Source organism: Streptomyces sp. NPDC023838 (genome assembly GCF_040639555.1).
Taxonomy (GTDB): Bacteria; Actinomycetota; Actinomycetes; order Streptomycetales; family Streptomycetaceae; genus Streptomyces.
The window spans coordinates 24,682-50,834 of record NZ_JBFAAD010000001.1 but is presented as its reverse complement, the minus strand read 5'-3'; the positions used below and the strand labels follow the sequence as shown (position 1 = coordinate 50,834).

Genomic DNA, 26,153 nt, shown 5'->3' with positions numbered 1-26,153 from the left:
GGGGCATCAGGTAGAGCCGGTGAGGGCTTCCCGGCAGAGCCGGAGTGATCTGTCAGCGGCTCCGGCGGGTGTTGAGCCGGGCGGCCTGGCGGGTGTTGAGCCGGGCGGCCTGGCGGGTGAGGTGGTCGCGCTCGGCCAGGTTGGGGGCCTTGAGCGCCGCCTCCGCGTACAGGCGTGCCGCCGTCGCCAGGTCGCCGGCGCGCTCGTGGAGGTAGGCGGCCACCGCGGTGTGACGGGGCAGTGAGTCGTCCAGGGCCGCGAGTGCCGCCAGGCCGGAGCGCGGTCCGTCGGCCTCGCCGACGGCCACCGCGCGGTTGAGCCGGACGACCGGGCTGTCGGTCAGGCGGACGAGCTCGTCGTACCACTCGACGATCTGCACCCAGTCGGTCTCCTCGGCGGTGGGCGCGTCGGCGTGGAGTGCCGCGATGGCGGCCTGGGCCTGGAACTCGCCCAGTCGGTCGCGGGCGAGGGCCGCCTGCAGGATCTCGACGCCCTCGGCGATCGCCGCGGTGTCCCACCGGCCGCGGTCCTGCTCGGCGAGCGGCACCAGGCTGCCGTCCGGCGCGGTCCGGGCGGCGCGGCGGGCGTGGTGGAGCAGCATGAGGGCGAGCAGCCCGGCCACCTCGGGGTGGTCGATCGCGGCCGCCAGCTGCCGGGTGAGTCGAATGGACTCAGCGGCGAGGTCGAGGTCACCGGAGTAGCCCTCGTTGAAGACCAGGTAGAGGACGCGCAGTACGGTGGCGACGTCGCCGGGCTGGTCGAACCGTACGCCGGACACGGTGCGTTTGGCCCGGCTGATCCGCTGCGCCATGGTCGCCTCGGGGACCAGGTAGGCCTGGGCGATCTGACGGGTGGTCAGCCCGCCCACGGCGCGCAGGGTGAGCGCGACCGCGGACGACGGTGTCAGCGACGGGTGGGCGCACAGGAAGTAGAGCTGGAGCGTGTCGTCCACCGCGGGCGCGGGGCCGGGTGCCGGCTCCTCGTCGAGGAGGTCCTCGCGCCGGCGCCGGGCGGTGTCCGCCCGGGTCGCGTCGAGGAACCGGCGCCAGGCGACGGTGACCAGCCAGCCCTTCGCATCCCGCGGGGGGTCGGCCGGCCAGACGCGGACCGCCTCGACGAGCGCGTCCTGTACGGCGTCCTCGGCCGCCGCGAAGTCTGCTCCACGGCGGACGAGGATGCCGAGCACGCTCGGGGTGAGACTCCTCAGCAGGGCCTCGTTCATCGATGAGGTCACTCCGTGACGGTGGGCGGCGCGGCCAGGAACGGGCGCAGCTCGAGCCACTCGTGGATCGGCTTCCCGCCCGCCCCGGGGGCGGCCGACAGCTCCCCAGCCAGCTCCACGGCGCGCTCGTAGCTGTCGACGTCGATCACCATCCAGCCGGCGATGAGGTCCTTGGTCTCGGCGAAGGGGCCGTCGGTGACGGGCGGGCGCCCCTCGCCGTCGTACCGGACGAACGTTCCCTCGGGGGCGAGCGCCTGTCCGTCGACGAACTCGCCCGTCTTCTCGAGCCGGTCCGCGAAGTCCTGCATGTACTGCATGTGGGCCGAGATCTCCTCCGGCGTCCACTGGTCCATGGGCACGTTGTTGACCGGACCCGGGGCGCCGCGGTAGTGCTTGAGCAGCAAGTACTTGGCCATGATGCTTCTCCTCGGTACGCGTGCGACCCATTGTGGCCGCATTCACTACGGGGACGGAGCCGGCCACGGGTTCTCGACATCGCTGCGAGAAATTCTTCTGGCTCTTCGAGATGACCTTGGGTGAGGCCTCTCGCGGGGGCCGCACGGCCGAGCTTCCCGTGGGCCGCGCGCGGTACCACCCTGGGGAGGTCGACTCCGGTCGACTCCGGCGGTACGCCACCCACCCCGGCCCCTGAAACGACAACGCCGGGGTGCCATGGGCACCCCGGCGCGATGTCGGAGGCGAGGAAAGCGAAGGGACTATTTCAGTGAGGTGTGAGAAGGAAGTCCGTTCATGGCCTCGCACGGCCAACAGTAGCAGTCAGCCAGGGATCAGGTCCCGCAGATTTTCCGGTGTGAGGATGCGTGAGTCAGGGTGCAGCCCCTGCGGGCGTTCCAGGCCGATGTACGTGACGGGGGCGTCCGGGAGCGCCACACCGTCCCACAGTGTGATGGCCGTGGCCCGGTCGGCCATCAGGTCGGTGAGGTGACGGACCGTGAGGTGGTCGCGCTCGACGATGCCGCGCAGCAGGGTGGCGACCGAGACGCGGTTGCCCTCGACCCGGTTGGAGTTCGGGTAGCCCTTGAGGTACAGGTGCAGCCACTTGGCGCGCCAGCGGCCGTCGTCGCCGCGTACGAACGCCAGCGGCAGCGCGACGCGGCCCGGGCCGCGCAGCTCCGACTTCATCCGTACCGTACGCGGCTCGAAGGGGCGGCCCAGCTGCTCGGCGTCACGCAGCATGAAGCCGAAGAACGACTCCTCGACCTCCTCGAACCCCTCCCCCGAGTAGATGTTGACCTGCGGGACGATGAAGGTGCCGCGTACGGCGTCCAGCCGCAGGTTGATGAACTCCGACGCCCCGTCGGGTGCGTCGGTGATGTCGCCGGAGTGCTCGCCGCCGATCTCGGTGAGCGCGGTGTACGACAGCCAGGCCACGGTCTCGTACGAGGCATCGAGCATCAGCGCCGACAGGTCGAAGTCGGTGCTGCGGCTCGTCTGCTTCCAGTGGACGAAGAACCGCAGCAGTTCGCCGTCGACTGGGGAGAGCGAGCCGCGGGGCAGCACGCCGAGGCCCGCCGCCGTCGCCTTGCCGCTGAGCGGGAGCGCGACATCCAGGACGTCGGGGTCGATCAGCAGGTGGCCCGGGGCGGGTAGACGGCGGCGCAGCTCGGCGTCCAGGACGGCGATCAGACGCTCGCAGTCGGCCGCGGGCACGGGCGGGCGGGTGTCGTCGGTGACCCAGGCACGGCCGAGACGGTTGACGAAGACACGGCGCTCGCCGCGCGTTTGCGCGCCCTCGCCGCCTTCCTTCCCGCGCTCGCCGTCCGCCCGCGCCCGCTCGCCGTCCTCCTCCACGCGGTTACCGTCCGCTCGTCCACGGTTCTGGACGTGCTCGCGCACCGACAGCAGCACGCGGCCGGACACCTGCGGGGCAGCCCTCTCGGCGGCGGCCATTACCGCGTCGCGCTCCTCCTGAGTGACGCAAGCGCGGAGTAGGTGATCCAGCGCGCGGAACAGCTTGCCCGGAGCGGACTCCAGCAGCCGCGTCGCCCCAAGGACGTCGCGTACGCCGAGGAGTTCCGCCACGCGGCTGTCGAAGGACCGGGCTTCCTTCTCACCCCGGGCCACGGCGAACACGTCGGCGGCGTGCGGCCAGCGCGCCGCGTACTCGTGCGCGTGCAGCCGCTCCCCCAGGCGCTTGAACGCCTCGCGGTGCGCGGTCACATCGGCGAGCTTGGCCGGGGACGCCGCGACGACCGCGTCGAGGCCGGCGAGCAGGGCGCGCCGCACCGAACGGGACGGCGACCGGAACCGGGTCGGCTCCATGAGGGTCACGTCGCCGTCCGACAGCGCGCAGGCCAGCCGGAGCACATCGGTGACGGTGTCCAGCAGCAGACCCGCCCCGGCTTCCAGGCGGGCGCGGTTGACGACGGCACGGTTCTCCCGGACCGGGATCGCCTCGGGCTGCGGCCCGTCCACGCAGTGCCCGGCGAGCAGGCCCAGGTCGAGCAGCCCCTCGTCGCCCAGCGGTGTGGTGCTCCCGGCCAGGGCCAGGTACAGGGCGGTGACTTCGTCGTTCGGAGTGCCGCCCAGGTGCAGGACGGTCAGCCGGTCGCCCGCCGCGGCGATCAGCTCGTCGTGCGCGGCGAGCATCTGGGCGTAGGTGTGCTGGTACGTACCGTAGGTCGGGAGGGTGAGCAGGTCGAGCACGCCCGCGCGCAGCTGGGCGAGGGTGCTCTCCCGCGACGCGTCGTCGCTCAGCGCCTCGGTGACGCACCGCATCCAGAAGTCGAACGTGTCCGGCACGTTGGCCGGGAAGTCGATGAAGTAGGTGTTGTGCTGGACGTGGTCACCCACCATCGCGCGGACCGTGTCCAGCGTCCGGACGGCGGTGTCGACGACCGTCCCCTCGGACAGCGCGGACAGATGCTCCATCAGATCCGCCGACAGTTTGAAACCCACCGACATCAGCGCGGCGTCGAACTGCCGTGCCGCGACGCCGCCTTGGCCTTCCGGCCCCCAGGGGGCGGGAAGACGGTGGGTGTGCCGGATGACCAGGGGTTCGCAACGGTGGACCATCCGGGAATAGTCCCAGAGCCGTACGAAGCGGCGCACGCGGGTTTTCGAACGCCCGCGTAGAGCGGGCCGCGTCACCCGGAGGGACCCGCCGGCGTGCCGTAGTGCCGGGCGGGCTCGGAGAATGGGAGGTCACCGGCGTCGCGGCGCGCCCCGGCAGAGAGGCCCTCCCCATGCCAGGACCCACTCGTCGTCCGGCCGGGCCACGGCGTGGGCACGCGCGGACCGACCAGATGCTCCGTACGCTGCTCCGGCGCCGCAAGCGGTCGCTGAGCAGCGCGGACGTGATGGTGGCCGATCAGCCCCAAGTGCGCCGCGCGGTGACGGCGGCCGCGCTCGGGAACACGATGGAGTGGTTCGACTTCGGCGTGTACGCCTATCTGGCCGGGACCATGGGCAAGGTGTTCTTCCCGTCGAGCTCTCCGGGCGTCCAGGTCGTCGCCGCCTTCGCGACCTTCGCCGCGGCCTTCCTGGTCCGACCGCTCGGCGGGTTGGTGTTCGGCCCGCTCGGCGACCGGATCGGGCGGCAGAAGGTGCTCGCGGCGACGATGATCATGATGGCGGTGAGCACGTTCGCGGTCGGGTTCCTTCCCACGTACGGGGCGGTGGGCGTCGCCGCGCCAATGCTGCTCCTCGTCTGCCGGCTGGTGCAGGGTTTCTCGACGGGCGGCGAGTACGCGGGAGCCACCACGTACATCGCCGAGTACGCGCCCGACCGGCGCCGGGGATTCCTCGGCAGCTGGCTCGACTTCGGCACCTTCGTCGGCTACGCCCTGGGCTCCGGCCTGGTCACGATCCTGACCGCCGCTCTCGGCGCGCAGGGGCTGCAGGACTGGGGGTGGCGCATCCCCTTCTTCGTTGCGGGGCCGCTCGGCCTCATCGGCCTGTACATGAGGTTGAAACTGGAGGAGACCCCGGCCTTCAAGAAGGAGGCCGCTTACGCCGCCACGGAGGGCGAGAGCGGCGCGGCCGGTGGGCCCACGACCGTGGAAGCCTCCCCGACGGCCAGGGGAACCCTCAAGGAGATCTTCACCCGGCACTGGCACGCGGTGCTGATCTGCATGGGCCTCGTCCTCCTCTACAACGTCACCAACTACATGGTGACCTCCTACCTCCCGACGTACATGACCGTCACCCTGGGCGAGGAGGACACCACGGCGCAGTTGCTGGTGCTGTGCACCATGCTGCTCGTGGTCCTCACCATCACGACGGTGGGCCACACCTCGGACCGCTGGGGCCGCAGGCCGGTCTTCCTGGCGGGCAGCATCGCGCTCATGGTGCTGGCGGTGCCCGCGTTCCTGCTCATCCGGGAGGGCGGCATCCTGCTTCCGGCCGTGGGGTGCGCGGTCCTGGGCCTGCTGCTGGTCTGCTTCGCGGGCACGGCCGCCTCCACCCTGCCGGCGCTGTTCCCCACCCGGCTGCGCTACGGCGCCCTGTCCATCGCCTTCAACATCTCCGTTTCGCTGTTCGGCGGTACGACACCGCTGTTCACCTCCGGGCTCGTGGAGCTGACGGGGAACGACCTGGTCCCGGCGTACTACCTGATGGTGGCCGGGGCCATCGGTCTCGTGTCGACGCTGTTCCTGCACGAGACGGCGGGCAAGCCGCTGCGCGGGTCCGGCCCCATGGTCGAGACACACGACGAGGCGCACCGCCTCGTCGCCCACAGCCGGACCGCGGCCGGGCGGCAGGCCCGGGACATCTGGATCCGACTGCGCCACCCATGGGCCCACCACCCTCCCTCGGACCGCCGCGACTGACCCGCTCACCGCGCCCCCGCCCGGCTCGACCGGACACCGCCCGAAGGCTCGGACACAGAGCGGTAGCGCGGTCGTTCAGCCCGTCTCGCGCAGGGCATCGGCGGCCCCGCTGGAGAGTTCGACCCGTACGAGGGCGGCCGCCAGCTTCGGCAGGTCCTCGGCCGCGACGAGACGCGCCAAGCCCTCAGGCGTCTTCGGGAGCCCGAGCTCACCTGCGGCGTGGCGGGCCCGGCTGTCGAACGCGGGACGCAGCTCGGGCCACACCCCCTGCGCCTCCCGGCAGAAGATCCCGGCTCCCACCGGTCCGATCCGCGGAACCTCCTGCAACAGCTCACTCACCCGGCCCGGGTCGCCGTCGGCCTCCTCGCGCAGCCGCCGCAGGTCTCCGCGATACCGGTCGAGAACCAGCTCGGCTCCGGCTCCGAGCGCGGTGGCCGTGCTCTCGTCGTAGCGGCGGTAGTGTGCGCGCCCGAGCGCGTCCACCCGGTCCTGCCACGAGGCCGCGGCCATCGCCCGGGGGGTACGCATCCCGGCATCGAACAGCTCGCGGGCCGCGGCCACCGCGATGTCGGCCTTGATACGAACGGAGAACAGCACGCAGAGGGTCAGCAGCTGGTACAGCGGCTGCGGTGTGTCGCGCAGCCGGATGCCCGCTTCCTCGGCGTGGGTCGTCCCGTACTCCTCCAACAGGTGCTTCGCCGTGACTCGCCGTGCCATGGTGCTCCTCGGGACGCAGTCGAAACGGATGGGTCGGGCGGCTCCCGGGCCGCGGTATGCCGCCCTCCGATCGAGCGGCGAGGCCGCGCTCCCGTCAGGCGGCACGCCCTCACGCCTGCGGGGTCGTCGCACCCACATCGTCCAAAGTGCCCTCGCGGATGATGACCACCGGGCACGAGGCGTGCTGGGCGCACTGCAGGCTGACCGAGCCGAGCAGGAGGCGGGCGAACCCTCCCCTGCCGCGGCTGCCCACCACCAGCAGCTCCGCGCCGACCGATGCCGCGGTCAGCACCTCCACCGGGTTGCCCTGGACAACGTGGCTGGTCAGCGGCACATCTCCGGCCTGGGCGAGCACGGTGTGAATTTCATCGGCAAGATCCTTCCTCGCCTGCTCCTCATCGAGGTCCGCGTCCACCGCCGGGGCGGACCACCCCTCCGCGCCGGGCACCTCGTAGGCCGCCACAGCTTCCACTGTCGCCCGAATGAGACGGGCGTGCCGCACTGCCCACCGCAGCGCCTCGTAAGACGCCTCGGAGCCGTCGACACCCACGACGACACGGGGAACGCCACTGTTGGTATCCATGGCTGCCTGCCTTCTCCCTGGCCGACGCCCGAGACCGTCTGCACGCAGCCGCCGACCGCTCTCCTTCCAGGCTGTTACACACCCGTCGGCCTGACAAGCGGCGGCCCCCAGGACTCGGCGGGCAGCGATACGAGCAAGCTCTGCGGGGTAGGCGTGTCGTTACGGTACGTACATATCGCACTGGGCCCGAGGGACGCACGCGTACAGCAACGCCGACCTCAAGAACTGGGGCAGGAGATCGACGGGCTGAGCCGTCCCTTCCCCGGGCCGAGCCCACCCATATCGCCTCCGCCCGTAAGGACCTCCCATGCAGACCGTCACCCTGAACAACGGCGTCGAGATGCCCATCCTCGGCTTCGGCGTCTACCAGATCCCGGCCGACCAGACCGAACAGGCCGTCAGCGACGCCCTCGCCGCCGGGTACCGCTCCCTGGACACGGCGGCCGCCTACCGCAACGAGGAGGCCGTCGGCCGCGCGATCAAGAGCAGTGGCATCCCGCGGCAGGACCTGTTCGTCACCACCAAGGTGTGGGTGTCCGACGCCGGCGAGGAGAAGGCCAAGCGCGCCTTCGACGCCTCGCTGCGCAAGCTCGGCCTGGACCACCTCGACCTCTATCTGATCCACCAGCCGTACGGCGACGTCTACGGCTCCTGGCGAGCCATGGAGAGCCTGCACCGCGAGGGCCTCGTCCGGGCCATCGGCGTCTCCAACTTCTACCCCGACCGGCTGGTGGACCTCATCGACCACAACGAGGTCACACCGGCCGTCAACCAGGTCGAGACCCACCCCTTCCACCAGCGCACCGCCGAGCAGGACCTCATGCGCGAGCGCGGCGTCCAGATCGAGTCGTGGGGCCCCTTCGCCGAGGGGCGGAACAACCTGTTCACCCACCCGGTGCTCGTCCAGATCGCCACCGCGCACGGCAAGTCCGTGGCGCAGGTCGTCCTGCGCTGGCTCGTCCAGCGGAACGTCGTGGTGATTCCCAAGTCGGTCCGCGCCGAGCGCATGGCGGAGAACATCGACGTCTTCGACTTCGAGCTCACCGACGACCAGATGAAGGCGATCGCCGCCCTGGACACCGGAGCGTCGCTCTTCTTCGACCATCGCGACCCGGTCATGGTCAGCCGGCTCGGCAACAGCACCCTGGACGGCTGACCCGCCCCGCGGTCCCGCCGCCCGAGCCGGGGCGAACACCCGTCATGGGGCCCGACGCGTCAGGTGATCTCGACGTTGGCCATCATTCCCATGTCCTCGTGTTCGGCGTTGTGGCAGTGGAACAGATAGCGGCCTCGGTAACCGTCGAAGCGGGTGATGATCTCCGCCGATTCGCCCGGCCTCAGAGAGACGGTGTCCTTGAGGCCCGCGTCGTGGGCCAGCGGCGACCGACCGCCGCGCGTCAGGACCCGGAAGCCGACGAGATGCAGGTGGACGGGATGGTGGACGTCGGCCACCAACCGCCACACCTCGACATCGCCGAGCCGGACGGTGACATCGGAGCGGGCGGGGTCGAAGGGCAGCCCGTCGATCAGCCACCCGTGGTCGCCGTGCATCCGCCCGGCGCGGAAGGAGAAGTCGCGCACCCGGACGGCGTCCGACCGCCGCCAGTTCGGCAGGTCCTTCGCGAGGGTGGCGGGGACCCGGCTGTGGTCGGTGACCTTGCGCGCGATGCGGAAGGCCATCACCTCGCGGGTCCGCCCCGAACCCAGCCGGTTGACGAGTCTGACGCGGTTGCCGACGGGGACGCCGGAGAAGTCGACGACCACGTCGTAGCGTTCGGCAGGCGCGATCGGCAGGCGGCCGTGGGTGACCGGCGCCGCGAGCAGTCCCTGGTCGGCGCCGATCTGGACGAGGTCGAGCCGGCGGCCGTCGTCGTCGACCGCTTCGAGTTCATAGTGCCGGGCGTTCGACGCGTTGAGGATACGGAGCCGGTACTTGGCCGCGTCGGCCTCGTGCACGGGCCACGGGGCGCCGTTGACCAGGATCACGTCACCGAGGACGCCTGCGAGGTAGGGCTCGCGGACGCCCGGCCGGTCGCGCAGGGAGGGGTACGCGAGGCTGCCGTCGGCGGCGAAGGCACGGTCCGCGATCATGAGGGGCAGTTCGCGCGGCCCCGAGGGCAGCCCGAGCGATTCCTCGGCACCGTCGCGCACGATGTGCAGTCCGGCGAGGCCCCGCCAGATCGCGGGTGCGGTGAAGTCCATACGGTGGTCGTGGTACCACAGCAGCGTCGGACGCTGGTCCATCGGGAACGTGTAGTCGCGCGTGCGCCTGGTCTGCACCGCCCTCGGGTCACGCATGGCGTGCCCGGAGCCGTTCCCGCCGCCGTGCCCGGCGTGCGTCCCGTGGGCGGCGTCCGGCCAGCTCCTGGGCAGGACGAGGTCGGTCGGGTACCCGTCGGAAGCCGCCGGGGTCCGTCCGCCGTGCAGGTGGACGACGGTCGGTACGGGCAGGTCGTTGCGGTGCGTCACGGTCACCGGCCGGCCGCGGCGCGACTCGATCGTCGGTCCGGGGAAGGTTCCCCCGTACGTCCACATCGGCGTCCGCACACCGGGCAGGATCTCCATGGTCACTTCGCGCTGGGTGATCTCGTAACGGTCGACTCCGCCCGTCCTGCTGACCGGTGCCAGCACGGCGGGGAGCGGCAGCGGCACCTGGAAAGCGGGCGGCAGCGGCACCGCGCTGTGCAGCACCGCGCCGGTGACCGCCGGGTGGCGGGAGAACGCGGCCGAGGCGGCGAGTCCGCCGACCACCGTCAGCCCGAGTGCCCCGCCTATGCCCAGCACTTGGCGCCTGCCCAGCCCACGGGGAAGGCCGGACCGTTCGACGTGTCGCTCACGCACGCTCGGCCCCCGTCCGCTCCGGCTCGGCCCGCACGCTCTCCTGCGGGGTTCGCGGCCGCCGCGGAAGGGGCCGGCGCCAGACGGCGATGAACTGCACGACCAGGGCGGCGACGGTCATCACCCCCAGGGGGAGGTGCAACCACAGCGCGCCGGACGTCCCGGCGACGTACTGAACCGTCTCGGCCACCACCAGACCCAACGTGGTCAGGAACGGCCAGACCTGACGCATCCGGACCCAGACCGTGATCGCCACGATCAGCTGGAGGTAGCCGAGGGAGGTGACGGCGTTGGCGCCGGCCAGGTGCCAGCGCAGGCCGTCGTAGTCGCCGCTCAGATATACGCCCGCGAACACGGGCTGGCCGCAGATGGCAACCATGTGCACACTGACGACGGCCCGCAGGACCCACTCGCTGGGTCTCGTCCGTTGGGTGACATCGTTCGGGCCCGACCGGGCGGGGCGCAACTCCTCGGCTGCGGTGGCCATGACGTGTCCTCCTCGCTCTCTCTGTTCTCTGATCGCTGTTCTCTGATCGGTTCTGACCTGATCTCGCTCTCAACTCGACCTTATGCTCGGCGAGTTATCTTGCCTATGATCAGTATTGTTATGCAGTCATAGCTCTGAAGACATGACGAAGGGCGTCCACCGCGACGGCCCGAGGGCGTCGACGGACGGGGAGAAGGCCATGGATCTGCACGCGCTCACACAGTTCCTCACGGTGGCGCGGCTGCAACACCTCAGCCGCGCGGCGGAGGAACTCCACGTCGCCCAGCCGTCGTTGAGCCGCACCATCGCGAGGCTGGAGAGCGAGCTCGGCAGTCCGCTGTTCGACCGGGGCGGCCGGTTGCGGCTCAACGACAACGGAAGGCTCTTCCGCGGATACGTCGAGCGCGCCCTCGGTGAGCTCGAAGCGGGGCGACGAGCCGTCGCCGAGGCCCCCGGGAAGGGCCTCGGCACCGTACGCCTGGCGTCGGAAACCTTCCTCACCTTCACCGCACCACTCGCGGCGTACAAGCGGGCCCACCCCTCCGCCGAGGTCGAACTGCACCAGATGCCGGCCGCGGACATGGGCCGCCATCTGCGGGCCCAGAGGATCGACCTCTGCGTCGCCTCGCAGCCCATCTCCACCGAGGGCCTGGAGTCGGCGCCGTTGCTCGACGAGGCGGTGTGGGTGGCCACTTCACTCGACCACCCGCTCGCGGGCCGCACCTCGGTGAGCATCGAGGAACTCGCCGACCAGCCCTTCATCACCGCCCGGAGCGGGCACTGGCAACGCCGGCTGCTCGACCGGCTCTTCGGGGGGCGATGCCTCACACCGAAGATCGTCTGCGAAGGCGACGAACCCAGCGCCATCGCGGAACTGATCAGCGCGGGACTGGGTATCGGCCTCATCCCCGCCATCGCCCGGCAGGCCGCCTCCCACGCTCCCGTCGCCTGGATAGCCGTCGACAGCCCCGACTGCCGTCGCACGCTCACCCTGCACTGGCGCGCCGACATTCACCTTTCCAGCGCCGCCCGCCTGATGCGCACCACGATCACCGACTGGAACTGGGGCACGGGTGAACCCCACGAGCCCTGATGGACATGCTCGGTCGGCCCCGGAGACGCGGAGCCTGTTCCGCGTTCCGGCGGCCGATGGTGTACGAAGTCTTGCGTGAACGAACAGATCCAGCCCTCGACCGTCCGTGTGTTCATAGCGCTCGCTCCGCCCGACGACGCGAAGGAAGAGCTGGCGCGGGCACTGCGGCCCGCCTACGCCGCGTACCCCCGTCTGCGGTGGAACCGCATCGAGGACTGGCACATCACCCTGGCGTTCCTCGGCGAGCTCCCGGTGGCGACCGTCCCACTCCTCCAGCCGCCGCTCGCGGACCTCGCGGCGGCGAACCAGCCACTGAGCCTGGCCCTGCGTGGCGGCGGACACTTCGACGAGCGCGTGCTGTGGAGCGGGATCGAAGGGAACCTCGAAGGGCTGCACCTGCTGACCAAGGAGGTCCGCGACGTGATCCGGGCGTGCGGTGTCGCCTTCGAGGACCGGCCCCTGCGCCCCCATCTGACGCTGGCCCGGTCCCGCCGCGACGACTCCTCCAGCGTGGTGGAGGCCGCGGCCGGACTCGCCGGCTTCACCGGCCGCCCCTGGCGGGCCGAACGGCTGCACCTGGTCGCGAGCAACATCGGCCGCGGCCCGGGACCGATCCACTACCGCGACATCGAGGCGTGGCGTCTCGGCCCGGGGTCCGCCTGAAGCACGAGGTGTACCCGCGTACGGGCCCGCTCAGCCCGCGAGCCGGGCCATCCACTCCTCGACCTCGTCCGACGTGCGCGGCAGGCCCGCGGACAGGTTCTCGTGGCCGTCGGCGGTGACGAGCAGGTCGTCCTCGATGCGGACACCGATACCGCGCCACTCCTCGGGCACGGTGAGGTCGTCCGGCTGGAAGTACAGACCGGGCTCCACCGTCAGCACCATGCCCGGCTCCAGCACGCCGTCGACGTACTCCTCGTTGCGGGCCTGCGCGCAGTCGTGGACGTCCAGGCCCAGCATGTGGCCGGTGCCGGCCATGGTGAAGCGGCGCTGGAGGCCTAGCTCGTACGCGCGCTCCGCCGGGCCTTCGATGAAGCCCCACTCCACCAGCCGGGCCGCCAGGTGGCGCTGGGACGCCTCGTGGAAGTCGCGGTACGCGGCGCCCGGCTTGACGGCGGCCATACCGGCTTCCTGGGCCTCGTACACCGCGTCGTACACCTTGCGCTGCAGCGGTGTGAAGGTGCCGCTGATGGGGAGCGTGCGGGTGACGTCCGCGGTGTAGAGGGTGTGCGTCTCCACGCCCGCGTCGAGCAGGAGGAGGTCCCCCGGGCGGACCGGGCCGTCGTTGTCCGTCCAGTGCATGATCGTGGCGTGCTCGCCCGCGGCGCAGATGGACCCGTAGCCGAGCGCGTTGCCCTCCAGGCGGGCGCGGCGGAAGAACGTGCCCTCGATCCACCGCTCGGACGTCGCGATCGCCGTGGAGAGCTCACCTATCACGTCGGTGAAACCGCGCACCGTGGAGTCCACGGCCTTGCGCATCTCGCCGATCTCCCACGCGTCCTTGACCAGGCGGAGGTCGCTGAGCGCCTCTTCCAGTTCGACGTCGCGCTCCTCCTCGGTGGCGACGGCGGCCTCCAGGGACGGGTCGATCCCGCGGACGATCCGGGTCGGGGCGCTGGAGAAGGCGAGGTCGTCGGCCGCCGTACGGACGTCGCGGCAGGGCAGTCCGAGCACGACCTCGGACTCGGCGAGGGAGCGGCGCCGGCCCATCCACAGCTCCGCCGTGGCACCGGTCCAGAACTCGTCGTTGTCCCTGCTGTCGCGTGGCAGCTGGTAGCAGTAGGCGTCGTGGCCGCCGTCCGCCCGGGGTTCGAGGACGAGGGCGCCGTCGCGGGCCTGGTCACCGGTCATGTGGACATAGCCGGTGTACGCACGGAACGGGTAACTGTCGTCGTTGGAGCGGGTCTTGAGGTTGCCCGAGGGGATGACGAGGCGTTCGCCCGGAAAGCGCGCCGAGAGCGCGGCGCGGCGGGCGGCCGCGTACGGGGCCTGCTCGTCGGGCTCCAGGTCGTGCCGCTCGGTGTCCGCCCACCCCGTCCGCATGAGAGCGGACAGTTCGTCGGAGATCCCTGAGTAGAGACCGTTCTTCCGGCCCTTCGCCACGGCGTACACCTTCCTCTGGAGGGGACATCTGGGTGTGTTTCCTGGGCGGACGGTACTCCGCACCGCGCACGCCCGGTGCCGAAGAGTGTCACTGGCACAGATCGGCCACGGGCCCGGTCGGCGCGGTCGATAATGCGGGATATGAGGAACGCGAAACTCGGCGAGGCCCTGCGGCTTCTGGGCATCGATCAGGCGGCCGGCCAGGTGTATCTGGCGCTGCTCGACCTGGCCCCGGCTCCCCTGAGCACGATCGCGGCCGCGGCCGGTCTGGACGGCGCCGAGCTCACCGCGGCGTACGGCGCCCTGGTGGATGCCGGTCTGGCCAGTGCCGCCGAGGAGGGCGGGGACGTGGTGGCCCCGGTGCCGCCGGCTGCCGGACTGGAGATCCTGGCTCGGCACCGGGCGGCGGAGGTCGAGGAGTCGCGCATCGCCGTCGGGGGCGCGTTCGAGTCGTTCCGGCGGCAGCGGCTCGCCGCGTACAACGACAACCTCGTCGAGGTCGTCACCGGCGACGCCGTCGGCCCCCGGATCCGTCAGGCCTGGGCGAGTGCCCGCGACCAGATCCGGCAGCTCGAATCGCCTCCGTACCTCACCCTGCCCGGGGCCACGGAGGACGCGCTGGCCACGCTCGCGCGGGGTGTGACGCAGCGCGTCGTGTACTCGCGGGAGTCACTGGAGTACCCGGGCCATCTGGAGGAGGCGATCGAGCCGTGCGTCAACGCCGGTGAACAGGCCAGGGTGCTGCCGTCGGTGCCGGTCAAACTCGTGATCATCGACGAGGCGTACGCGCTGGTGTCGTTGTCGATCAAAGAGGCCGACGTCCACAACACCATGCTGGTGGTCCAGCCCTGCGGTCTGCTCTCCGCGCTGATCGCGCTCTTCGAGCAGTCCTGGCAGAACGCCCTGCCGTTCCACGGCCGCACCACCCGGCCCGGCGGCCTGCCACCGGCCGACCGACGGCTGCTGTGGCTCCTCGCGGGCGGCGCGAGCGACGACGTCATCGCGCGCGAGCTGGGGCTCAGCCGCCGGACGCTGTTCCGCCGTCTGCAGATCCTGATGGCCCAACTCGGCGCCGCGAACCGCTTCCAGCTGGCCCTGCAGGCCCAGCGCCACGGTTGGCTGTGACGTCGGCGGTCGACCTCCGCCCGGGGCCGGCGCGCGGCCATGACGTCGGTGTGCGCCCAGTGCGTGGTGGCGGGCCGCCCGTCCAGCAGCCCGGCCGCGGCCAGCACGAACGCGCCCGTGCACAGTGACGCCACGCGGGCGCCCGCCTCGTGCGCCGCGTCGACCAGGTCGGCGGGGGGGGCCACGTCGACGTCGACCCAGCCGGGGACGATCACGGTGTCGGCGTCGCGCAACCGGTCCGGCCCGTGATCGCGGTCTCCCGGGCGCGGCGCGGCGGTCGGCGCCTCCGCTTCGCCCATGGGCAGTTGGAGTACCGCGACGACAGCGCGCCCCTGCGCGCTGACGGAGCTCAGCCAGTGAGTGCCCGTACCTCGGCGGCGTAGAGCTCCGCGGGGTCGAAACCCATCCCGGCGAAGTGGCCCGCGAGTTCGAGGGACAGGACGCCGTGGAGGCGGGTCCAGAAGAGCAGGGCGCGGCTGAGCACCGAGGGCGGGGCGTGGTGTTCGCCCGCCCAGGGCCGGTGCTCGTGCTCGGCGAGGTGGTCGGCGAGGTGATCGTCGAAGGGACCCGCCGGGGAGGCTCCCGGGGCACCGGCACCGGCACCGACACCGGCACCCGCACAGGCGGCGCAGGCGTCCAGGAGGACGGCCATGATCTCGGAGGCGATCCCGACGGTGTCCTCCGGAGCCTCGTATCCGGGCACGGGAGTCCCGTAGATCAAGAAGTACCGCTGGGGGTCGTCAAGCGCCCAGCGACGCAAGGTGTACGCCAGCTCGGCGAGGTCGGCGCCGGCGGCGGCGCGGGCCCGGAAGGTGTCGGCGAGGCTGCGGTAGGCGTCCCTGATGAGCTCGGTGATCAGCTCGTCGCGGTTGGCGAAGTACCGGTAGAGCGCGGGTCCGCTCACCCCGATCTGCTTGGCGATGGCGTTGAGGGACAGGGCGGAGGCCCCGGCGTCGGCGATCTGCTCCCACGCGTGCTTCTTGATCTCGTCCCGCACCTGGGCGCGGTACCGCTCCCGAGGAGTCTTCGCGTCCGGCTCTGCCACGGCTGCCTCCATGCTTCGCGCTTCGTGACTACAGCATCAATCTCTAGTTAGAGGCTATCACTTTCCCTCTTGACTCTCACAGAAGCCGTCCGTTATAACTTCTAACGAACGCGACAGCTTCTACAGAGACAGCTTTCACAGAGAGGGGGCGTCATGACCACCGAACGCCTGACCGAGGTCGTCCTGCCGGGAATCGTGGCTCCGGAGGGCCTCCAGATCCGCCACGGCGGTGTGCCGGAGGCCGGCCGCGGCCAGATCCTGATCGCCATGGAGGCGAGCGGGGTCTCCTTCGCCGAGCAGCAGATGCGCCGCGGGCGGTACTACGACCAGCCGCCCTATCCCTTCGTGCCCGGCTATGACCTGGTGGGCCGCGTACTGACCGCCGGAGAGGGCGTGGACCCGGGCCTGGTCGGTCAGCGGGTGGCCGCGTTGGTGAAGGTCGGCGGATGGGCCAGCCATGTCGTCGTGGACGCCGCCGACGCCGTACCCGTGCCGGACGCCCTCACCGCCGCCGAGGCGGAGACCGTGGTGGTCAACGGCATCACGGCGTGGCAGATGCTGCACCGCCGGGCGCGGGTCCGCGCCGGGCAGACCGTCCTGGTGCACGGCGCCGGCGGCGGGGTGGGTTCCGTCCTGGTCCAACTGGCGCGTGCGGCCGGAGCCGAGGTGATCGGCACGGCGTCGGCTCGGCACCACGACGCGCTGCGCGAGCTGCAGGTGACGCCGGTCGACTACCGTGCGGGCAACGTGGCGGCCCGGGTTCGGGAGCTCGCGCCCGGCGGGGTGGACGCGGTCTTCGACCACCTCGGCGGGCGCAGCGTGATCGACTCCTGGAGCCTGCTCGCTCCCGGCGGGACGCTCGTCTGCTACGGCAGCGCCTCCACCCGCGACGACACCGGTTCCAAGCAGTGGCCCGTCCTGAAGATCCTCGCCCGCACCTGGCTCTGGAACACCCTGCCCAACGGGCGCCGAGCCCACTTCTACAACATCTGGGCCGGTCGCGCCCTCGGCAAGGACCGGTTCCGCGCCCGCCTTCGCGCCGACCTCACCGAGGTGTTCACCGCCGTCGCCCGGGGCGACGTGAGCGCACGCATCGCCGCCCAACTCCCGCTCGCCCGGGCCGCCGAGGCGCTGCGCCTGGCGGAGTCCGGCACCGCCACCGGCAAGGTCGTTCTGACCCCTTGACCTGCGCCAGGGATCCGCTGGGCACTGCTCAGAACTCGCGGTCGATCCCCGTGACGGCGGCAGGCCCCAACGGGGCATCGTCTTCGGTGAATCCGCTGTCGCGCAGGGCGGCGGAGACCAGTCGTACCGCGTTCGCCTCGGCTTCGGTGCGGCTGGCGGCCTCCACTTCGAGCCGTACGGAGAACATGTTGCCGTCCTGGACGGTCAACAGGCTCAACTCCTCGTTCTCCCCGAAGTCGGTGTTCGCCGGGTCCTGGGGACGCAGCTTCCGCTCCACCTCGGAACGCTGGGCGTCGGTGACGCCGTGCACGAAGGTGCCCGGCACGGTGATGACGTAGTCGGTCATGGAAACTCCTGGCGTACGGGCCCCCGCGGGTGTCAGGGGCATCCCCTTGGAATGCCCCGCAAAGGGGATACCAACCACCCCGCTCCCCCACTCGGGTGGTGGCGAGCTACCGGTCCGCATGGCCGGGCCGGGCCCGTACGCGAAGTGGAGGGTGCCCGGGGTGACCGACCCGCGCCAACCGTCGCGCTCCAGCTCCAGAGCACGCAATGCATGGGCCGAGAGCCTGGCGTGCGTCGCCTCCGCGGACGCGCGCAGGGCGTCGGCCGACAGCAGCACGCCTTTCGGGTGGCTCGTCGAGCCGGACGTCCCGACGACGGCCGCCGTTCCGTCGGGCACACCGGCGGTGACGTCGAACGACGGCCGCGCGGCGGCGGCCGCCACGGGCAGGACCGCGGGCCCGCCACCCTCCAACGCGGCGCCGACCGCCCCGACCAAGGCCGCCGTGGACTCCGGTGACCCGTCACAAGGCAGTGTCACCAACATCGTCGCCGCCCCCCGTCGAGCGCCCGAGGTACGCCCCCAGTACCCCGTGCGTCGCGCCGTAGATCTGCCACCGAGCAGTCTAACGGCCGTACGTGACACAGGAGTTGAACGGACCACGCGGATTCGCCACCCGAGCGCATCGGACCACATCGTGGGCCGTCGGACCAGAGCGGCCCGGCCCCGTGCGCATCCGGTATCTCCGGCACGTGCAGGTCGAGGACGAGCAGGGTCATCGCGACGGCGAAGATGCCGTCGCTGAGGGCGGACAGCCGTTCCAGACTGCTGCCCGCGAAGCGCTGATACAGGTTTCTCACGACTCGCCCCCGGTGCCTGCTGGGGGTCAGTGGACCTGGCCGATGGGGCGGACCACCACGGTGTTCACATCGACTCCGACCGGCTGGCGGAGCGCCCAGCTGATGGCGTCGGCGATGTTGTCCGCGGTCATCACGGGGCCCGTGGGCGCGGCACCCTGTGGGTGGCCGCTCCAGAACGGGGTGTCGACCCGGCCGGGAGCGATCAGGGTGACGCCGACTCCGGCGCCGGTGACCAGGACGCGGGTGTTCTCGGCGAGGGAGGTGAGGGCGGTCTTGCTGACCGAGTACATATTGCCGGGGGTGTTCTTGATGCCCGCGGTGCTGCCCACCAGGATGATCCGGCCGCCGTTGGCGGTGAGCTGCGGGAGCGCCGCCTTCACCAGGAGAGCCGGGCCGAGCACGTTCACCAGGAGCATCTCGCGCCACTGCTCGGGGTCGCCGTCGGCGAGGTTGTCGTGGGTGGAGAACCCGGCGTTGGCGACGACGTGGTCAAGCCGCCCGAACGCCTTGACGGTTGTGTCGACAGCACCCTGGACCGCCGCGAAGTCGGTGGTGTCCGCGGCCACGGGCAACACTGTTTCCCCGGCCCCGAGTTCGGCCGCGAACCCGTCGAGCCGTCCCTGGTCGCGGCCGGTGACGGCCACCCGGTGCCCGGCCGCGACCAGCCGCCGCACGGTCGCCGCACCGATTCCGCTCGCCCCGCCGGTGACGAGGGTGACCGGTCCGTCGTGGCCGCCGCTCATGTCTTCCTGACCGCTGCTCATAACTCCCCCTGGAACCAAGGCCGATGATCAGCGACTGTCCTATCACGCGCACCGGTGCCGCCGCGCGCGCATTCCGACACGGCATCTCCACCGCCCACCCCCGGCTGCCTACGATCCGGCCCCCTCCACGAGTTCGGGGCCGTTGTTGCGCACGTTGTTCACGGCCGGGGAGACCGGGCGGGCGTGCAGGTGGCCGTCGGCGGGCTGGGTCAGCAGGGCGCGCAGTTCGTCGGGGTCCTGGTGATGGGGGTCGAGCCAGGCGTCGTAGTGGTCCTCGGTGAGCGCCAGGGGCATGCGCGGGTGCACTCGGCCGGCCGCGTCCGTGGCCTCGGTGGTGATGATCGTGCAGGTCACCAGCCAGGCGCCAGGGTCGTCGTCCTGCTTGACCGACCGGTCACGCCAGTACTCGTACAGCCCGGCGAGCGCCATCACCTGGTCGTCCTCCGGGAGGATGAAGTACGGCTGCTTGCGGACCTTGCCGGTCCCGTGGTCCTTGACCTGCTCCCACTCGTAGAAGCCATCGGCCGGCAGCAGGCACCGGTGCTTGAGGAACGCGCGGCGGAAGGCGGGCTTCTCGTGCACGGTCTCCACTCGCGCGTTGATCATCCGGGCGCCCACTTTCACGTCCTTCGCCCACGACGGCACCAGCCCCCACCGCAGCGGCCGCAGCTGCCTGCCGTGCGGCGCGGCCTCGTCATGGCCCCGCGCGGCACGCTCCAGGACGGCCCACACCTCATCGGTCGGCGCGACGTTCCAGCTCGGCGCCAGCCTTTCCTGGACACGCCAGTCGGTGACCCGGAAGAGCTGGACCAGGTCCTCGGGGCTACGGGTGGATACGTAACGGCCACACATGGAACCACTGTGCCACCGGCGACACCCGAGGAAACACTTCGACGGCTCGTGTCAGGCCGTCTGCACCGACCGCGCGGCGACGGCTCCGTCCATACGACGTTCGTGCTGCCCGATCGAACGGCGTGGGCCGCCTCCGGACAACCGCGCACTCATGACCGTTGGGTCGGTCGAAACGCGCGATCCCCACCCCGCATAAAGCGGAGTGGGGATCGGATCGGAGCGCTGGGCAGGCCTTGCACCTGCATCTCCCCGCAGGAAGCGGGGTGTCTTTCCTTGGACCACCAACGCACGGCCGGATTTTGGCAGTTCTGCCGACCGGCTTGAGAGCAACTCTACCCCATTCCGCGCGGGGCCGAAGCCCGGGCCTCGGCCCCGAGGAGGGGTGCGGCAGGTTGTTGCTGCTCCTGTGCGGGAGCCCCGGTTGCCTGGCCGCTCACCGTACGGGCCGCGTTCAGCACCCAGCGCCGAACCCGCCATCCGGACGATACGGCGCGGTCTCCCCCACACGACAGTGCACCCGCTCCTCAAGTAAGCGGGAACGCCGACGGCGAGGCCGACTGGGGCTGCCCGGCCCGGACTCACACCCCCGTGGTGCGTCCGGGCCGGGCAGTATCGCAAACGGTGGTGAGCCGTCAGGCCTGAAGGCTCGTCGAGTGCCCAGCCGGAGTCAGTCGCTCGGCCAGGAAGGCGAGGATCTCGTCCCTGGCCCTGAGGGTGGGATGCCCTTCCTCGTCCACGAGGTGGGCGGTGACCACGCTGTGAGGGGATTCGACCACCTCGGCGAAGAACGGCGGCGGGTTGGTACCGGCGGAACTCCCCGCGAGGACACGGCCGTCGAAGGCGTCACCGAGGAGTTTCCGGTACGCGGCGAAGCGCTGGCCGGTGCACCAGCGGTCGTTGTCGAAGCGGTAGGCGAGCACCTTCAGGCCGTCGCGCGCGATGCGGTCGCGGACCGCACGTGCGTCCTCGTCACTGATCTCCAGTCCGGCAGGATCGTCCAGCGGCAGAGACGGGTGGTTGACCACGGGCGCGATGACGGCCGGTTCGAGCGCCATGGTGAGGGCGAAGTTGCCGGTGAAGCACAGCCCGATCGCGCCGACGCCCGGACCGCCGCATTCGGCGTGAGCCCGGCGCGCGAGCCCGCGCAGCCATGCGGTGACGGGGCTCGTGCCGCCGCCGGCGAACGCCCGGAACTCGGCGCTGACGCAGGCGCGGCGGACCACTTCAGTGCCGCTCTCGGCCGTGGGCCAGGCGCCGTCGACCCCGAAGAGCGAGGGGACGTGGACGGTGAAGCCCGCATCCCGCACCCACCGTGCCAGCCGAAGCACATCGGGGCTGATGCCAGGCATCTCCGGCATCAGCACGACGGCGGGCCCGGCACCCGCGACGTACACCGTCTTCACCGTCCCGTCCACGTCCACCTGGCGGCGGGAGAAGTCCGTGATCGCGTCGTCAAGACGTCCTTTGGCAGCGCTCATGGGGACAGCCTGGCTCGAAGCCGCGCGCACCGTCAGGGGCCAGATCGCCATGCATGAGGGTAATCTCGCCATGGGCCGACAGCGCGGAGGCGAGCAGAGGAGGCGAGCATGAGCGCGTTGCGCGTGGGTGTCCTGGCGTATCCGGGCTGCTTCGCGTCAGAGGTGTTCGGCGTACCCGATCTCCTGACCATGGCCACGCACGTCGCCGGCCCCGGCCACGCGGGATACGAGGTGTCGCTCGTCTCGCCCCGCCGTCGCGTCACCGCATCGGGCGGTGCGGCCCTCGCCGTCTCTCCCCTGCGCGAGGTCGACGTCCTTGTCGTCCCCGGGTTCGAGCTGCTGCCGGGCCTGGACGTGGACGCCAGGCTCGGCCCTCTCACCCCCGAGATCGCGGCGATCCGCTCACACACCGCCGCGGGCCACGCCGTGGTCTCGATCTGTGTCGGCGCGTTCCTGCTCGCCGAGGCGGGACTCCTCGACGGGCGCCGGGCCACGACGTCCTGGCTCTTCGCGGACGAACTGGCCCGGCGCTGTCCGGACGCCGATGTCCGGCCGGAGCAGTTGGTCGTCACCGACGAGGGGGTGACGACGACGGCGGCCTTCAGCGCGATGTACGACTTCGCGCTGGAGCTGATCCGCCGGCACAGCGGCGCCGACGTGGCACGGACGACCGCGCGGGTCGCGCTCGTCGACGACGCCCGCTCGTCCCAGACGCCCTATGTCGACGCGCGACTGCTTCCGCGGCCCGGCAACGAGTTCTCCCACCGCGTCATGCGACGCCTCGACCAGACCCTGGCCGCCCGGTACGACCTCACCGCGCTGTCGCACACCTTCAGCGTCAGCACCCGCACGTTGCTGCGGCGCTTCTCCGACGAGACCGGGCAGAGTCCGCTGGAGTACCTGCAGTCCTCACGCGTGCGTCGTGCCCGTCACCTCCTGGAGACCACGGACCGAACCGTCGCCAGCATCTCCGCCGCGGTCGGCTACCAGGACTCCGCGACCTTCGCCGCCCTCTTCGCCAAACACACCGGACGCCGCCCGAGGGACTACCGCGCGACCTTCCGGCGCGGTGGCAGCGGTGTCGGCAGCGCCGATTGAACACCCGATTCCAGGGCCGCCATGGCTCGCACTCCCCAGGCGGTCCGAGCTGCCCACTGCCGCCCCGGGCCGGCGCGCCGTGCCTCATCGCCGTGCCGCATCGTGAAACACACAGACCCCACCTCGCACCTCTGTGCGACACTCCCCCGCATGCTGGGTGTAACCGACCTTCCGACATACCTCGTGGGCTTGGTGCTGATCATTTTGGCGCCGGGGCCCAATTCGCTGTACGTGCTCTCCGTCGCCGCCCGACGGGGCGTACGGACGGGATACGTCGCCGCGGCAGGGGTATGGACCGGGGACACGGTGCTCATGACGCTCTCCGCGCTCGGGGCCGCGTCGCTGCTGCAGACGACACCGCTACTGTTCGCCGTCGTGAAGTACGCCGGTGCCGGGTATCTCTCCTGGATGGCGATCGGCATGCTGCGCCAGGCCGTCGGTATGTGGCGCAACCGGCACACCGCGGCCGACCCCGCTGCGGCCGACGGCCCCGAGCAGGAGGTCGCCGCCGAGCGGCCCTACCGGCGCGCACTGATGCTCAGCCTCTTCAACCCGAAGGCGATCCTGTTCCTGGTCTCGTTCTTCGTGCAGTTCGTGGACCCGGGGTACGCCTATCCGGCGCTGTCGTTCCTGGTGCTCGGCACGCTGCTCCAGGCGGCGAGCTTCCTCTACCTGTCCACGCTCATATTCAGCGGGACCCGGCTGGCCGCCGCCTTCCGCCGCCGCAAGCGGCTGTCGGCGGGGGCGACCTCGGCGGCAGGCGTCCTCTTCCTCGGCTTCGCCGCGAAGCTCTCGCTCAGCGGGGTGTGAGCGGGGGGTGAGCCCTGGCGGGCGTCACCTGCCGCGTGGAGCCCCCTTTCACCGCCCCGCGGTAAAGAGTTGATCAAACACCCTGGCGGGGCGGTGTGTGATGCGCGTAGATCTTGCCCATGCGCACTGTCACCATCACCAAAACCGCAGCAACCGTGGCCGCCCTCGCCGTCACCGGCGCCGCCTTCTACGGCGCCGGCGCGGCCACCGCGGGAAACAGCACGCCGAAGAGCGACAAGGAGATCCCCAACATCACCAAGGTCGAGGACCGGATCAACGCCTACTACGGCGGGGCTCCCGACTCCACCGGGGCCTACCAGGCCTCCCCGACCAGCAACTACGCCAAGCAGGTCGCCGCGATCGAAGCGCGCGCGAAGCGCCAGATATCGCAGGCCGCCGAGCACCCGGGGCGGGACGGCCGTAAGCCCGCCATCGTCCTCGACGTCGACGACACGACACTGCTGACCTACGACTACGAGAAGAAGAACGGCTTCGCGTACAACGCCACCGCCTTCAACTCATACGTCCAGAGCGCGCAGTCCATAGCCGTGTTCGGCATGCCCGACCTGGTCAACTACGCGGCCAAGAAGGGCGTCACGGTCTTCTTCCTCACCGGCCGCGACACCTCGCAGCGCGACGCGAGCGCCACCAACCTCACCAAGGCGGGCTACGCCGTCCCGGTCGACAGCGCGCACTTCTTCCTCAAGGACAAGGTCAACCCGCCGGCCTACCTGAGCTGCGGCAAGCCCACCTGGACGTGTTCCACGGTCGACTACAAGGCAGGCACCCGCAAGCACATCGAGGGCCTCGGCTACCGCATCGTCGCCAACCTCGGCGACCAGTACACCGACCTCGCGGGCGGCCACGCCGACAAGACGTACAAGATCCCCAACCCGATGTACTTCCTGCCGTGACGCCGTGCCGTCATGGCAGGACGTCGTGATGGCGTGACGTCTTGATGCCCTGAGGAGGCGGCCGGGGCGCGTGGAGCCGCAGAGCCACTCCGCGCGCCCCGGCCGCGCCGTCACGCGGCGGCGCCGAACCACTGGGGCAGGACGCTCAGCAGCTCCCGCTGGTCGTCACCGGCCCACACCACATGGCCGTCCGGCCGCAACAGCACGGCGGGCACGTCCAGTTCCTCGCCGCCGTCGACGACATCGACGACGTGGTCGACCCGGTCCGCCCAGCCCTCCACCGAGAGCCGGCCGCTCTGGTCGAGCAGGAGTCCGCGGCCGCCGCGCATCAGCTCGTACAGGCGCCCCTGCTTCAGCTGCACGTCCCGCAGCCGTCGGCCGAGCAGTTCGTGGCCCTCGCCGAAGTCGTAGCGGATCCCGACCGCGGTGATCATCCCCGTCACATACCGGTTCACCTCCTCGAAGTCCATCAGCTTCGAGAAGAGTTCCCGCAGCGCGGTCGGGCCAGGGTCGGTCCCCATCAGCGTGATCTGCGCGCGGGTGTTGTCCAGCACGGCGGCGCCCACCGGGTGCCGTTCGGCGTGGTAGCTGTCGAGGAGCCCCTCCGGCGCCCAGCCGTTGACCGCGGCGGCCAGCTTCCAGCCGAGGTTGAACGCGTCCTGGACGCCGAGGTTGAGCCCCTGCCCACCGGTCGGGGGATGGATGTGCGCCGCGTCTCCCGCCAGGAAAACCCGGCCGACCCGGTAGCGCTCGGCCTGCCGCGTGGCGTCGCCGAACCGGGACAGCCAGCGCGGCGAGTGCACACCGAAGTCGGTGCCCGCGTAGGCCCGCAGCTGCTGCTTGAACTCGTCGAGGGTCGGCTCGGTCGCACGGTCCTCGGCCACCCCGTCGGCGGGCAGGACGACGCGGCACACCCCGTCCGCGTCGGGGGCGGTGACGCCGAACCGCAGTTGGGTCTTGTTGACCTCCTTGACGGCGGCGGCAACCGTCGCCGGATCCTCGGCCACCTCCATCTGCCCCACCAGCGTCTCCACCTTGGCGGGCTCGCCGGGGAAACCGACCCCGAGCAACTTGCGCACCGCACTGCGACCGCCGTCGCACCCGACGAGGTAGCGCGAGCGCACCCGCGTGCCGTCCGCCAGCTCGACGGTCACCCCCGCCCCGTCTTCGTCCTGGCTCAGCCCGACCACTTCGCAGCCGCGCCGGATCTCGGTGCCGAGTTCGAGGGCACGCTCGTTGAGGAGCCGCTCCGTGAGCGGCTGCGGGATGGCGACGCCGTACGGGTGCGCCGTGTCCAGCCGGTCCGGCCAAGGCTTCGCGATGCCGCCGAACAGACCGCCGGCCTGGAACTTCTCACTGACCGCCAGGAACCGGTCCAGCAGGCCGCGCTGGTCCATCAGCTCGACGCTGCGGGCGTGCAGCCCCTGCCCACGGGACTGCACGGTCGGCTCGGCCAACTTCTCCAGCACCACCACGTGCACGCCGTGCAGCCGCAGCTCGCAGGCGAGCATCAGGCCGGTGGGTCCGCCGCCGACAATGGCCACGTCGATCATCAAAGTTTCCCATTTCCGCAGGTAGTGGCTACGGCCAGTCATTCTGCGGCATGACGGGGGGCTTGCCGCAAGCCCCCCGGTGCGCTATACATTGAGAGTGGCAAGGAGTGGGAACGACCTCCTTGCCTTTCTCTTTTCCGGTGCGGCACCCACTCCCGTCCGCTTCGGGCAAGCGGAACACCGGTGCCACGGCGCGCGGGATCGCACGGGCGGGAGTGCTCCAACCACGACGACGGCGCCTACGCCGTGGGATCCGTCTCCCACTCCCCCGCGTCCTCTCCGGCAATCTGATCCAGGTCGTGGTCAGCATCCCGATCAACATCTGCGGCAACCGCATCGGCTGACCCGTC

Annotated in this window: 25 protein-coding genes and 1 pseudogene; 10 read left to right on the top strand and 16 right to left on the bottom strand. The window is 71.1% G+C overall.

Annotated features, from left to right (window positions below; translation table 11 throughout):
* Window positions 1-52 precede the first annotated feature (52 nt).
* The 3 genes from AB0G17_RS00260 to AB0G17_RS00250 all read right to left on the bottom strand — a co-directional run bounded on the left by AB0G17_RS00260 (window position 53) and on the right by AB0G17_RS00250 (window position 4,258).
* A complete protein-coding gene (locus AB0G17_RS00260) occupies window positions 53-1,222 on the bottom strand; it encodes a DUF6596 domain-containing protein (RefSeq protein ID WP_361374557.1) in 1,170 nt (389 codons plus the stop codon).
* Window positions 1,223-1,230: 8 nt separating this feature from the next.
* Window positions 1,231-1,638: a YciI family protein gene (locus AB0G17_RS00255; protein ID WP_361373858.1), complete on the bottom strand. Its 408-nt coding sequence runs from the start codon at window positions 1,636-1,638 to the stop codon at window positions 1,231-1,233.
* A gap of 361 nt (window positions 1,639-1,999) precedes the next feature.
* Entirely contained in the window at window positions 2,000-4,258 is a 2,259-nt protein-coding gene (locus tag AB0G17_RS00250; RefSeq protein WP_361373856.1) for a TerD family protein, read from the bottom strand.
* Window positions 4,259-4,488: 230 nt separating this feature from the next.
* On the opposite strand from AB0G17_RS00250, the gene proP reads away from it, so the two are divergent.
* Window positions 4,489-6,015: a glycine betaine/L-proline transporter ProP gene (gene proP / locus AB0G17_RS00245; RefSeq protein ID WP_361373854.1), complete on the top strand. Its 1,527-nt coding sequence runs from the start codon at window positions 4,489-4,491 to the stop codon at window positions 6,013-6,015.
* Window positions 6,016-6,090: 75 nt separating this feature from the next.
* Here the strand turns inward: proP and AB0G17_RS00240 are convergent, their stop codons facing one another.
* Window positions 6,091-6,732 carry an endonuclease gene (locus AB0G17_RS00240; protein ID WP_361373852.1) on the bottom strand — a complete coding sequence of 214 codons (642 nt, stop codon included), beginning with the start codon at window positions 6,730-6,732 and terminating at the stop codon, window positions 6,091-6,093.
* Window positions 6,733-6,841: 109 nt separating this feature from the next.
* Window positions 6,842-7,315 carry a universal stress protein gene (locus tag AB0G17_RS00235; protein ID WP_361373850.1) on the bottom strand — a complete coding sequence of 158 codons (474 nt, stop codon included), beginning with the start codon at window positions 7,313-7,315 and terminating at the stop codon, window positions 6,842-6,844.
* A gap of 307 nt (window positions 7,316-7,622) precedes the next feature.
* Between AB0G17_RS00235 and AB0G17_RS00230 the strand changes: the two genes are divergently transcribed.
* Window positions 7,623-8,471 carry an aldo/keto reductase gene (locus AB0G17_RS00230; protein WP_361373848.1) on the top strand — a complete coding sequence of 283 codons (849 nt, stop codon included), beginning with the start codon at window positions 7,623-7,625 and terminating at the stop codon, window positions 8,469-8,471.
* Window positions 8,472-8,530: 59 nt separating this feature from the next.
* Here the strand turns inward: AB0G17_RS00230 and AB0G17_RS00225 are convergent, their stop codons facing one another.
* Both AB0G17_RS00225 and AB0G17_RS00220 read right to left on the bottom strand, forming a co-directional pair.
* The gene (locus AB0G17_RS00225; RefSeq protein ID WP_361373846.1) at window positions 8,531-10,156 is read right to left on the bottom strand and encodes a multicopper oxidase family protein; all 1,626 of its coding nucleotides are present in this window, start codon (window positions 10,154-10,156) and stop codon (window positions 8,531-8,533) included.
* A complete protein-coding gene (locus AB0G17_RS00220) occupies window positions 10,149-10,640 on the bottom strand; it encodes a hypothetical protein (RefSeq protein ID WP_361373844.1) in 492 nt (163 codons plus the stop codon). Before AB0G17_RS00220 ends, AB0G17_RS00225 begins: the two co-directional genes overlap by 8 nt.
* A 142-nt stretch (window positions 10,641-10,782) precedes the next feature.
* Between AB0G17_RS00220 and AB0G17_RS00215 the strand changes: the two genes are divergently transcribed.
* A complete protein-coding gene (locus tag AB0G17_RS00215; protein ID WP_361373842.1) occupies window positions 10,783-11,733 on the top strand; it encodes a LysR substrate-binding domain-containing protein in 951 nt (316 codons plus the stop codon).
* A gap of 75 nt (window positions 11,734-11,808) precedes the next feature.
* Window positions 11,809-12,396, top strand: a complete 588-nt coding sequence (gene thpR / locus AB0G17_RS00210) for an RNA 2',3'-cyclic phosphodiesterase (protein WP_361373840.1) — start codon at window positions 11,809-11,811, stop codon at window positions 12,394-12,396.
* 30 nt (window positions 12,397-12,426) lie between these two features.
* Here the strand turns inward: thpR and AB0G17_RS00205 are convergent, their stop codons facing one another.
* Window positions 12,427-13,836, bottom strand: coding sequence for an aminopeptidase P family protein (locus AB0G17_RS00205; protein WP_361373838.1), 1,410 nt, complete (start codon window positions 13,834-13,836; stop codon window positions 12,427-12,429).
* Between the two features lie 141 nt (window positions 13,837-13,977).
* Here AB0G17_RS00205 and AB0G17_RS00200 point away from each other — a divergent pair, with 141 nt between their 5' ends.
* Window positions 13,978-14,961: a LuxR family transcriptional regulator gene (locus AB0G17_RS00200; protein ID WP_361373836.1), complete on the top strand. Its 984-nt coding sequence runs from the start codon at window positions 13,978-13,980 to the stop codon at window positions 14,959-14,961.
* Between the two features lie 8 nt (window positions 14,962-14,969).
* On the opposite strand, the pseudogene AB0G17_RS00195 reads toward AB0G17_RS00200, so the two are convergent.
* Both AB0G17_RS00195 and AB0G17_RS00190 read right to left on the bottom strand, forming a co-directional pair.
* A pseudogene (locus AB0G17_RS00195) lies at window positions 14,970-15,218 on the bottom strand (DJ-1/PfpI family protein); the annotation flags it as partial.
* A 92-nt stretch (window positions 15,219-15,310) separates the two neighbouring features.
* Window positions 15,311-16,006 (bottom strand): TetR/AcrR family transcriptional regulator, encoded by a 696-nt coding sequence (locus AB0G17_RS00190; protein ID WP_361373834.1) that lies wholly within the window; start codon window positions 16,004-16,006, stop codon window positions 15,311-15,313.
* Between the two features lie 153 nt (window positions 16,007-16,159).
* Here AB0G17_RS00190 and AB0G17_RS00185 point away from each other — a divergent pair, with 153 nt between their 5' ends.
* The gene (locus AB0G17_RS00185; RefSeq protein WP_361373832.1) at window positions 16,160-17,191 is read left to right on the top strand and encodes a medium chain dehydrogenase/reductase family protein; all 1,032 of its coding nucleotides are present in this window, start codon (window positions 16,160-16,162) and stop codon (window positions 17,189-17,191) included.
* A 28-nt stretch (window positions 17,192-17,219) separates the two neighbouring features.
* Here the strand turns inward: AB0G17_RS00185 and AB0G17_RS00180 are convergent, their stop codons facing one another.
* The 5 genes from AB0G17_RS00180 to AB0G17_RS00160 all read right to left on the bottom strand — a co-directional run bounded on the left by AB0G17_RS00180 (window position 17,220) and on the right by AB0G17_RS00160 (window position 21,428).
* A complete protein-coding gene (locus AB0G17_RS00180) occupies window positions 17,220-17,537 on the bottom strand; it encodes a hypothetical protein (RefSeq protein ID WP_361374555.1) in 318 nt (105 codons plus the stop codon).
* Window positions 17,538-18,010: 473 nt separating this feature from the next.
* Entirely contained in the window at window positions 18,011-18,334 is a 324-nt protein-coding gene (locus AB0G17_RS00175) for a TMEM175 family protein (protein WP_361373830.1), read from the bottom strand.
* Between the two features lie 26 nt (window positions 18,335-18,360).
* Complete coding sequence (locus tag AB0G17_RS00170) at window positions 18,361-19,098, bottom strand: SDR family oxidoreductase (protein WP_361373828.1); 738 nt, start codon at window positions 19,096-19,098, stop codon at window positions 18,361-18,363.
* Window positions 19,099-19,206: 108 nt separating this feature from the next.
* Window positions 19,207-19,950 carry an SOS response-associated peptidase gene (locus tag AB0G17_RS00165; protein WP_361373826.1) on the bottom strand — a complete coding sequence of 248 codons (744 nt, stop codon included), beginning with the start codon at window positions 19,948-19,950 and terminating at the stop codon, window positions 19,207-19,209.
* 632 nt (window positions 19,951-20,582) lie between these two features.
* Window positions 20,583-21,428 (bottom strand): dienelactone hydrolase family protein, encoded by an 846-nt coding sequence (locus AB0G17_RS00160; RefSeq protein WP_361373824.1) that lies wholly within the window; start codon window positions 21,426-21,428, stop codon window positions 20,583-20,585.
* A 108-nt stretch (window positions 21,429-21,536) separates the two neighbouring features.
* On the opposite strand from AB0G17_RS00160, the gene AB0G17_RS00155 reads away from it, so the two are divergent.
* The 3 genes from AB0G17_RS00155 to AB0G17_RS00145 all read left to right on the top strand — a co-directional run bounded on the left by AB0G17_RS00155 (window position 21,537) and on the right by AB0G17_RS00145 (window position 24,250).
* The gene (locus AB0G17_RS00155; RefSeq protein WP_361373822.1) at window positions 21,537-22,526 is read left to right on the top strand and encodes a helix-turn-helix domain-containing protein; all 990 of its coding nucleotides are present in this window, start codon (window positions 21,537-21,539) and stop codon (window positions 22,524-22,526) included.
* A gap of 150 nt (window positions 22,527-22,676) precedes the next feature.
* A complete protein-coding gene (leuE, locus tag AB0G17_RS00150) occupies window positions 22,677-23,336 on the top strand; it encodes a leucine efflux protein LeuE (protein WP_361373820.1) in 660 nt (219 codons plus the stop codon).
* Between the two features lie 119 nt (window positions 23,337-23,455).
* On the top strand, window positions 23,456-24,250 hold the full coding sequence (locus AB0G17_RS00145; RefSeq protein WP_361373818.1) for an HAD family acid phosphatase: 795 nt from the start codon (window positions 23,456-23,458) through the stop codon (window positions 24,248-24,250).
* A 110-nt stretch (window positions 24,251-24,360) separates the two neighbouring features.
* Here AB0G17_RS00145 and rox read toward each other — a convergent pair whose 3' ends face one another.
* Window positions 24,361-25,803 (bottom strand): rifampin monooxygenase, encoded by a 1,443-nt coding sequence (gene rox, locus AB0G17_RS00140; protein WP_361373816.1) that lies wholly within the window; start codon window positions 25,801-25,803, stop codon window positions 24,361-24,363.
* Window positions 25,804-25,910: 107 nt separating this feature from the next.
* Here rox and AB0G17_RS00135 point away from each other — a divergent pair, with 107 nt between their 5' ends.
* Entirely contained in the window at window positions 25,911-26,147 is a 237-nt protein-coding gene (locus tag AB0G17_RS00135; protein WP_361373814.1) for a chaplin family protein, read from the top strand.
* Window positions 26,148-26,153: the final 6 nt, after the last annotated feature.

Coding starts and splice junctions, on each gene's coding strand:
- AB0G17_RS00230 (WP_361373848.1), top strand. CDS start 7,623: ATGCAGACCGTCACCCTGAACAACGGCGTCGAGATGCCCATCCTCGGC.
- AB0G17_RS00255 (WP_361373858.1), bottom strand. CDS start 1,638: ATGGCCAAGTACTTGCTGCTCAAGCACTACCGCGGCGCCCCGGGTCCG.
- AB0G17_RS00220 (WP_361373844.1), bottom strand. CDS start 10,640: ATGGCCACCGCAGCCGAGGAGTTGCGCCCCGCCCGGTCGGGCCCGAAC.
- AB0G17_RS00145 (WP_361373818.1), top strand. CDS start 23,456: ATGCGCACTGTCACCATCACCAAAACCGCAGCAACCGTGGCCGCCCTC.
- AB0G17_RS00165 (WP_361373826.1), bottom strand. CDS start 19,950: ATGTGTGGCCGTTACGTATCCACCCGTAGCCCCGAGGACCTGGTCCAG.
- AB0G17_RS00215 (WP_361373842.1), top strand. CDS start 10,783: ATGACGAAGGGCGTCCACCGCGACGGCCCGAGGGCGTCGACGGACGGG.
- AB0G17_RS00170 (WP_361373828.1), bottom strand. CDS start 19,098: ATGAGCAGCGGTCAGGAAGACATGAGCGGCGGCCACGACGGACCGGTC.
- AB0G17_RS00250 (WP_361373856.1), bottom strand. CDS start 4,258: ATGGTCCACCGTTGCGAACCCCTGGTCATCCGGCACACCCACCGTCTT.
- AB0G17_RS00180 (WP_361374555.1), bottom strand. CDS start 17,537: ATGACCGACTACGTCATCACCGTGCCGGGCACCTTCGTGCACGGCGTC.
- AB0G17_RS00200 (WP_361373836.1), top strand. CDS start 13,978: ATGAGGAACGCGAAACTCGGCGAGGCCCTGCGGCTTCTGGGCATCGAT.
- AB0G17_RS00260 (WP_361374557.1), bottom strand. CDS start 1,222: ATGAACGAGGCCCTGCTGAGGAGTCTCACCCCGAGCGTGCTCGGCATC.
- AB0G17_RS00155 (WP_361373822.1), top strand. CDS start 21,537: ATGAGCGCGTTGCGCGTGGGTGTCCTGGCGTATCCGGGCTGCTTCGCG.
- leuE (WP_361373820.1), top strand. CDS start 22,677: ATGCTGGGTGTAACCGACCTTCCGACATACCTCGTGGGCTTGGTGCTG.
- AB0G17_RS00160 (WP_361373824.1), bottom strand. CDS start 21,428: ATGAGCGCTGCCAAAGGACGTCTTGACGACGCGATCACGGACTTCTCC.
- AB0G17_RS00185 (WP_361373832.1), top strand. CDS start 16,160: ATGACCACCGAACGCCTGACCGAGGTCGTCCTGCCGGGAATCGTGGCT.
- rox (WP_361373816.1), bottom strand. CDS start 25,803: ATGATCGACGTGGCCATTGTCGGCGGCGGACCCACCGGCCTGATGCTC.
- AB0G17_RS00235 (WP_361373850.1), bottom strand. CDS start 7,315: ATGGATACCAACAGTGGCGTTCCCCGTGTCGTCGTGGGTGTCGACGGC.
- AB0G17_RS00240 (WP_361373852.1), bottom strand. CDS start 6,732: ATGGCACGGCGAGTCACGGCGAAGCACCTGTTGGAGGAGTACGGGACG.
- proP (WP_361373854.1), top strand. CDS start 4,489: ATGCTCCGTACGCTGCTCCGGCGCCGCAAGCGGTCGCTGAGCAGCGCG.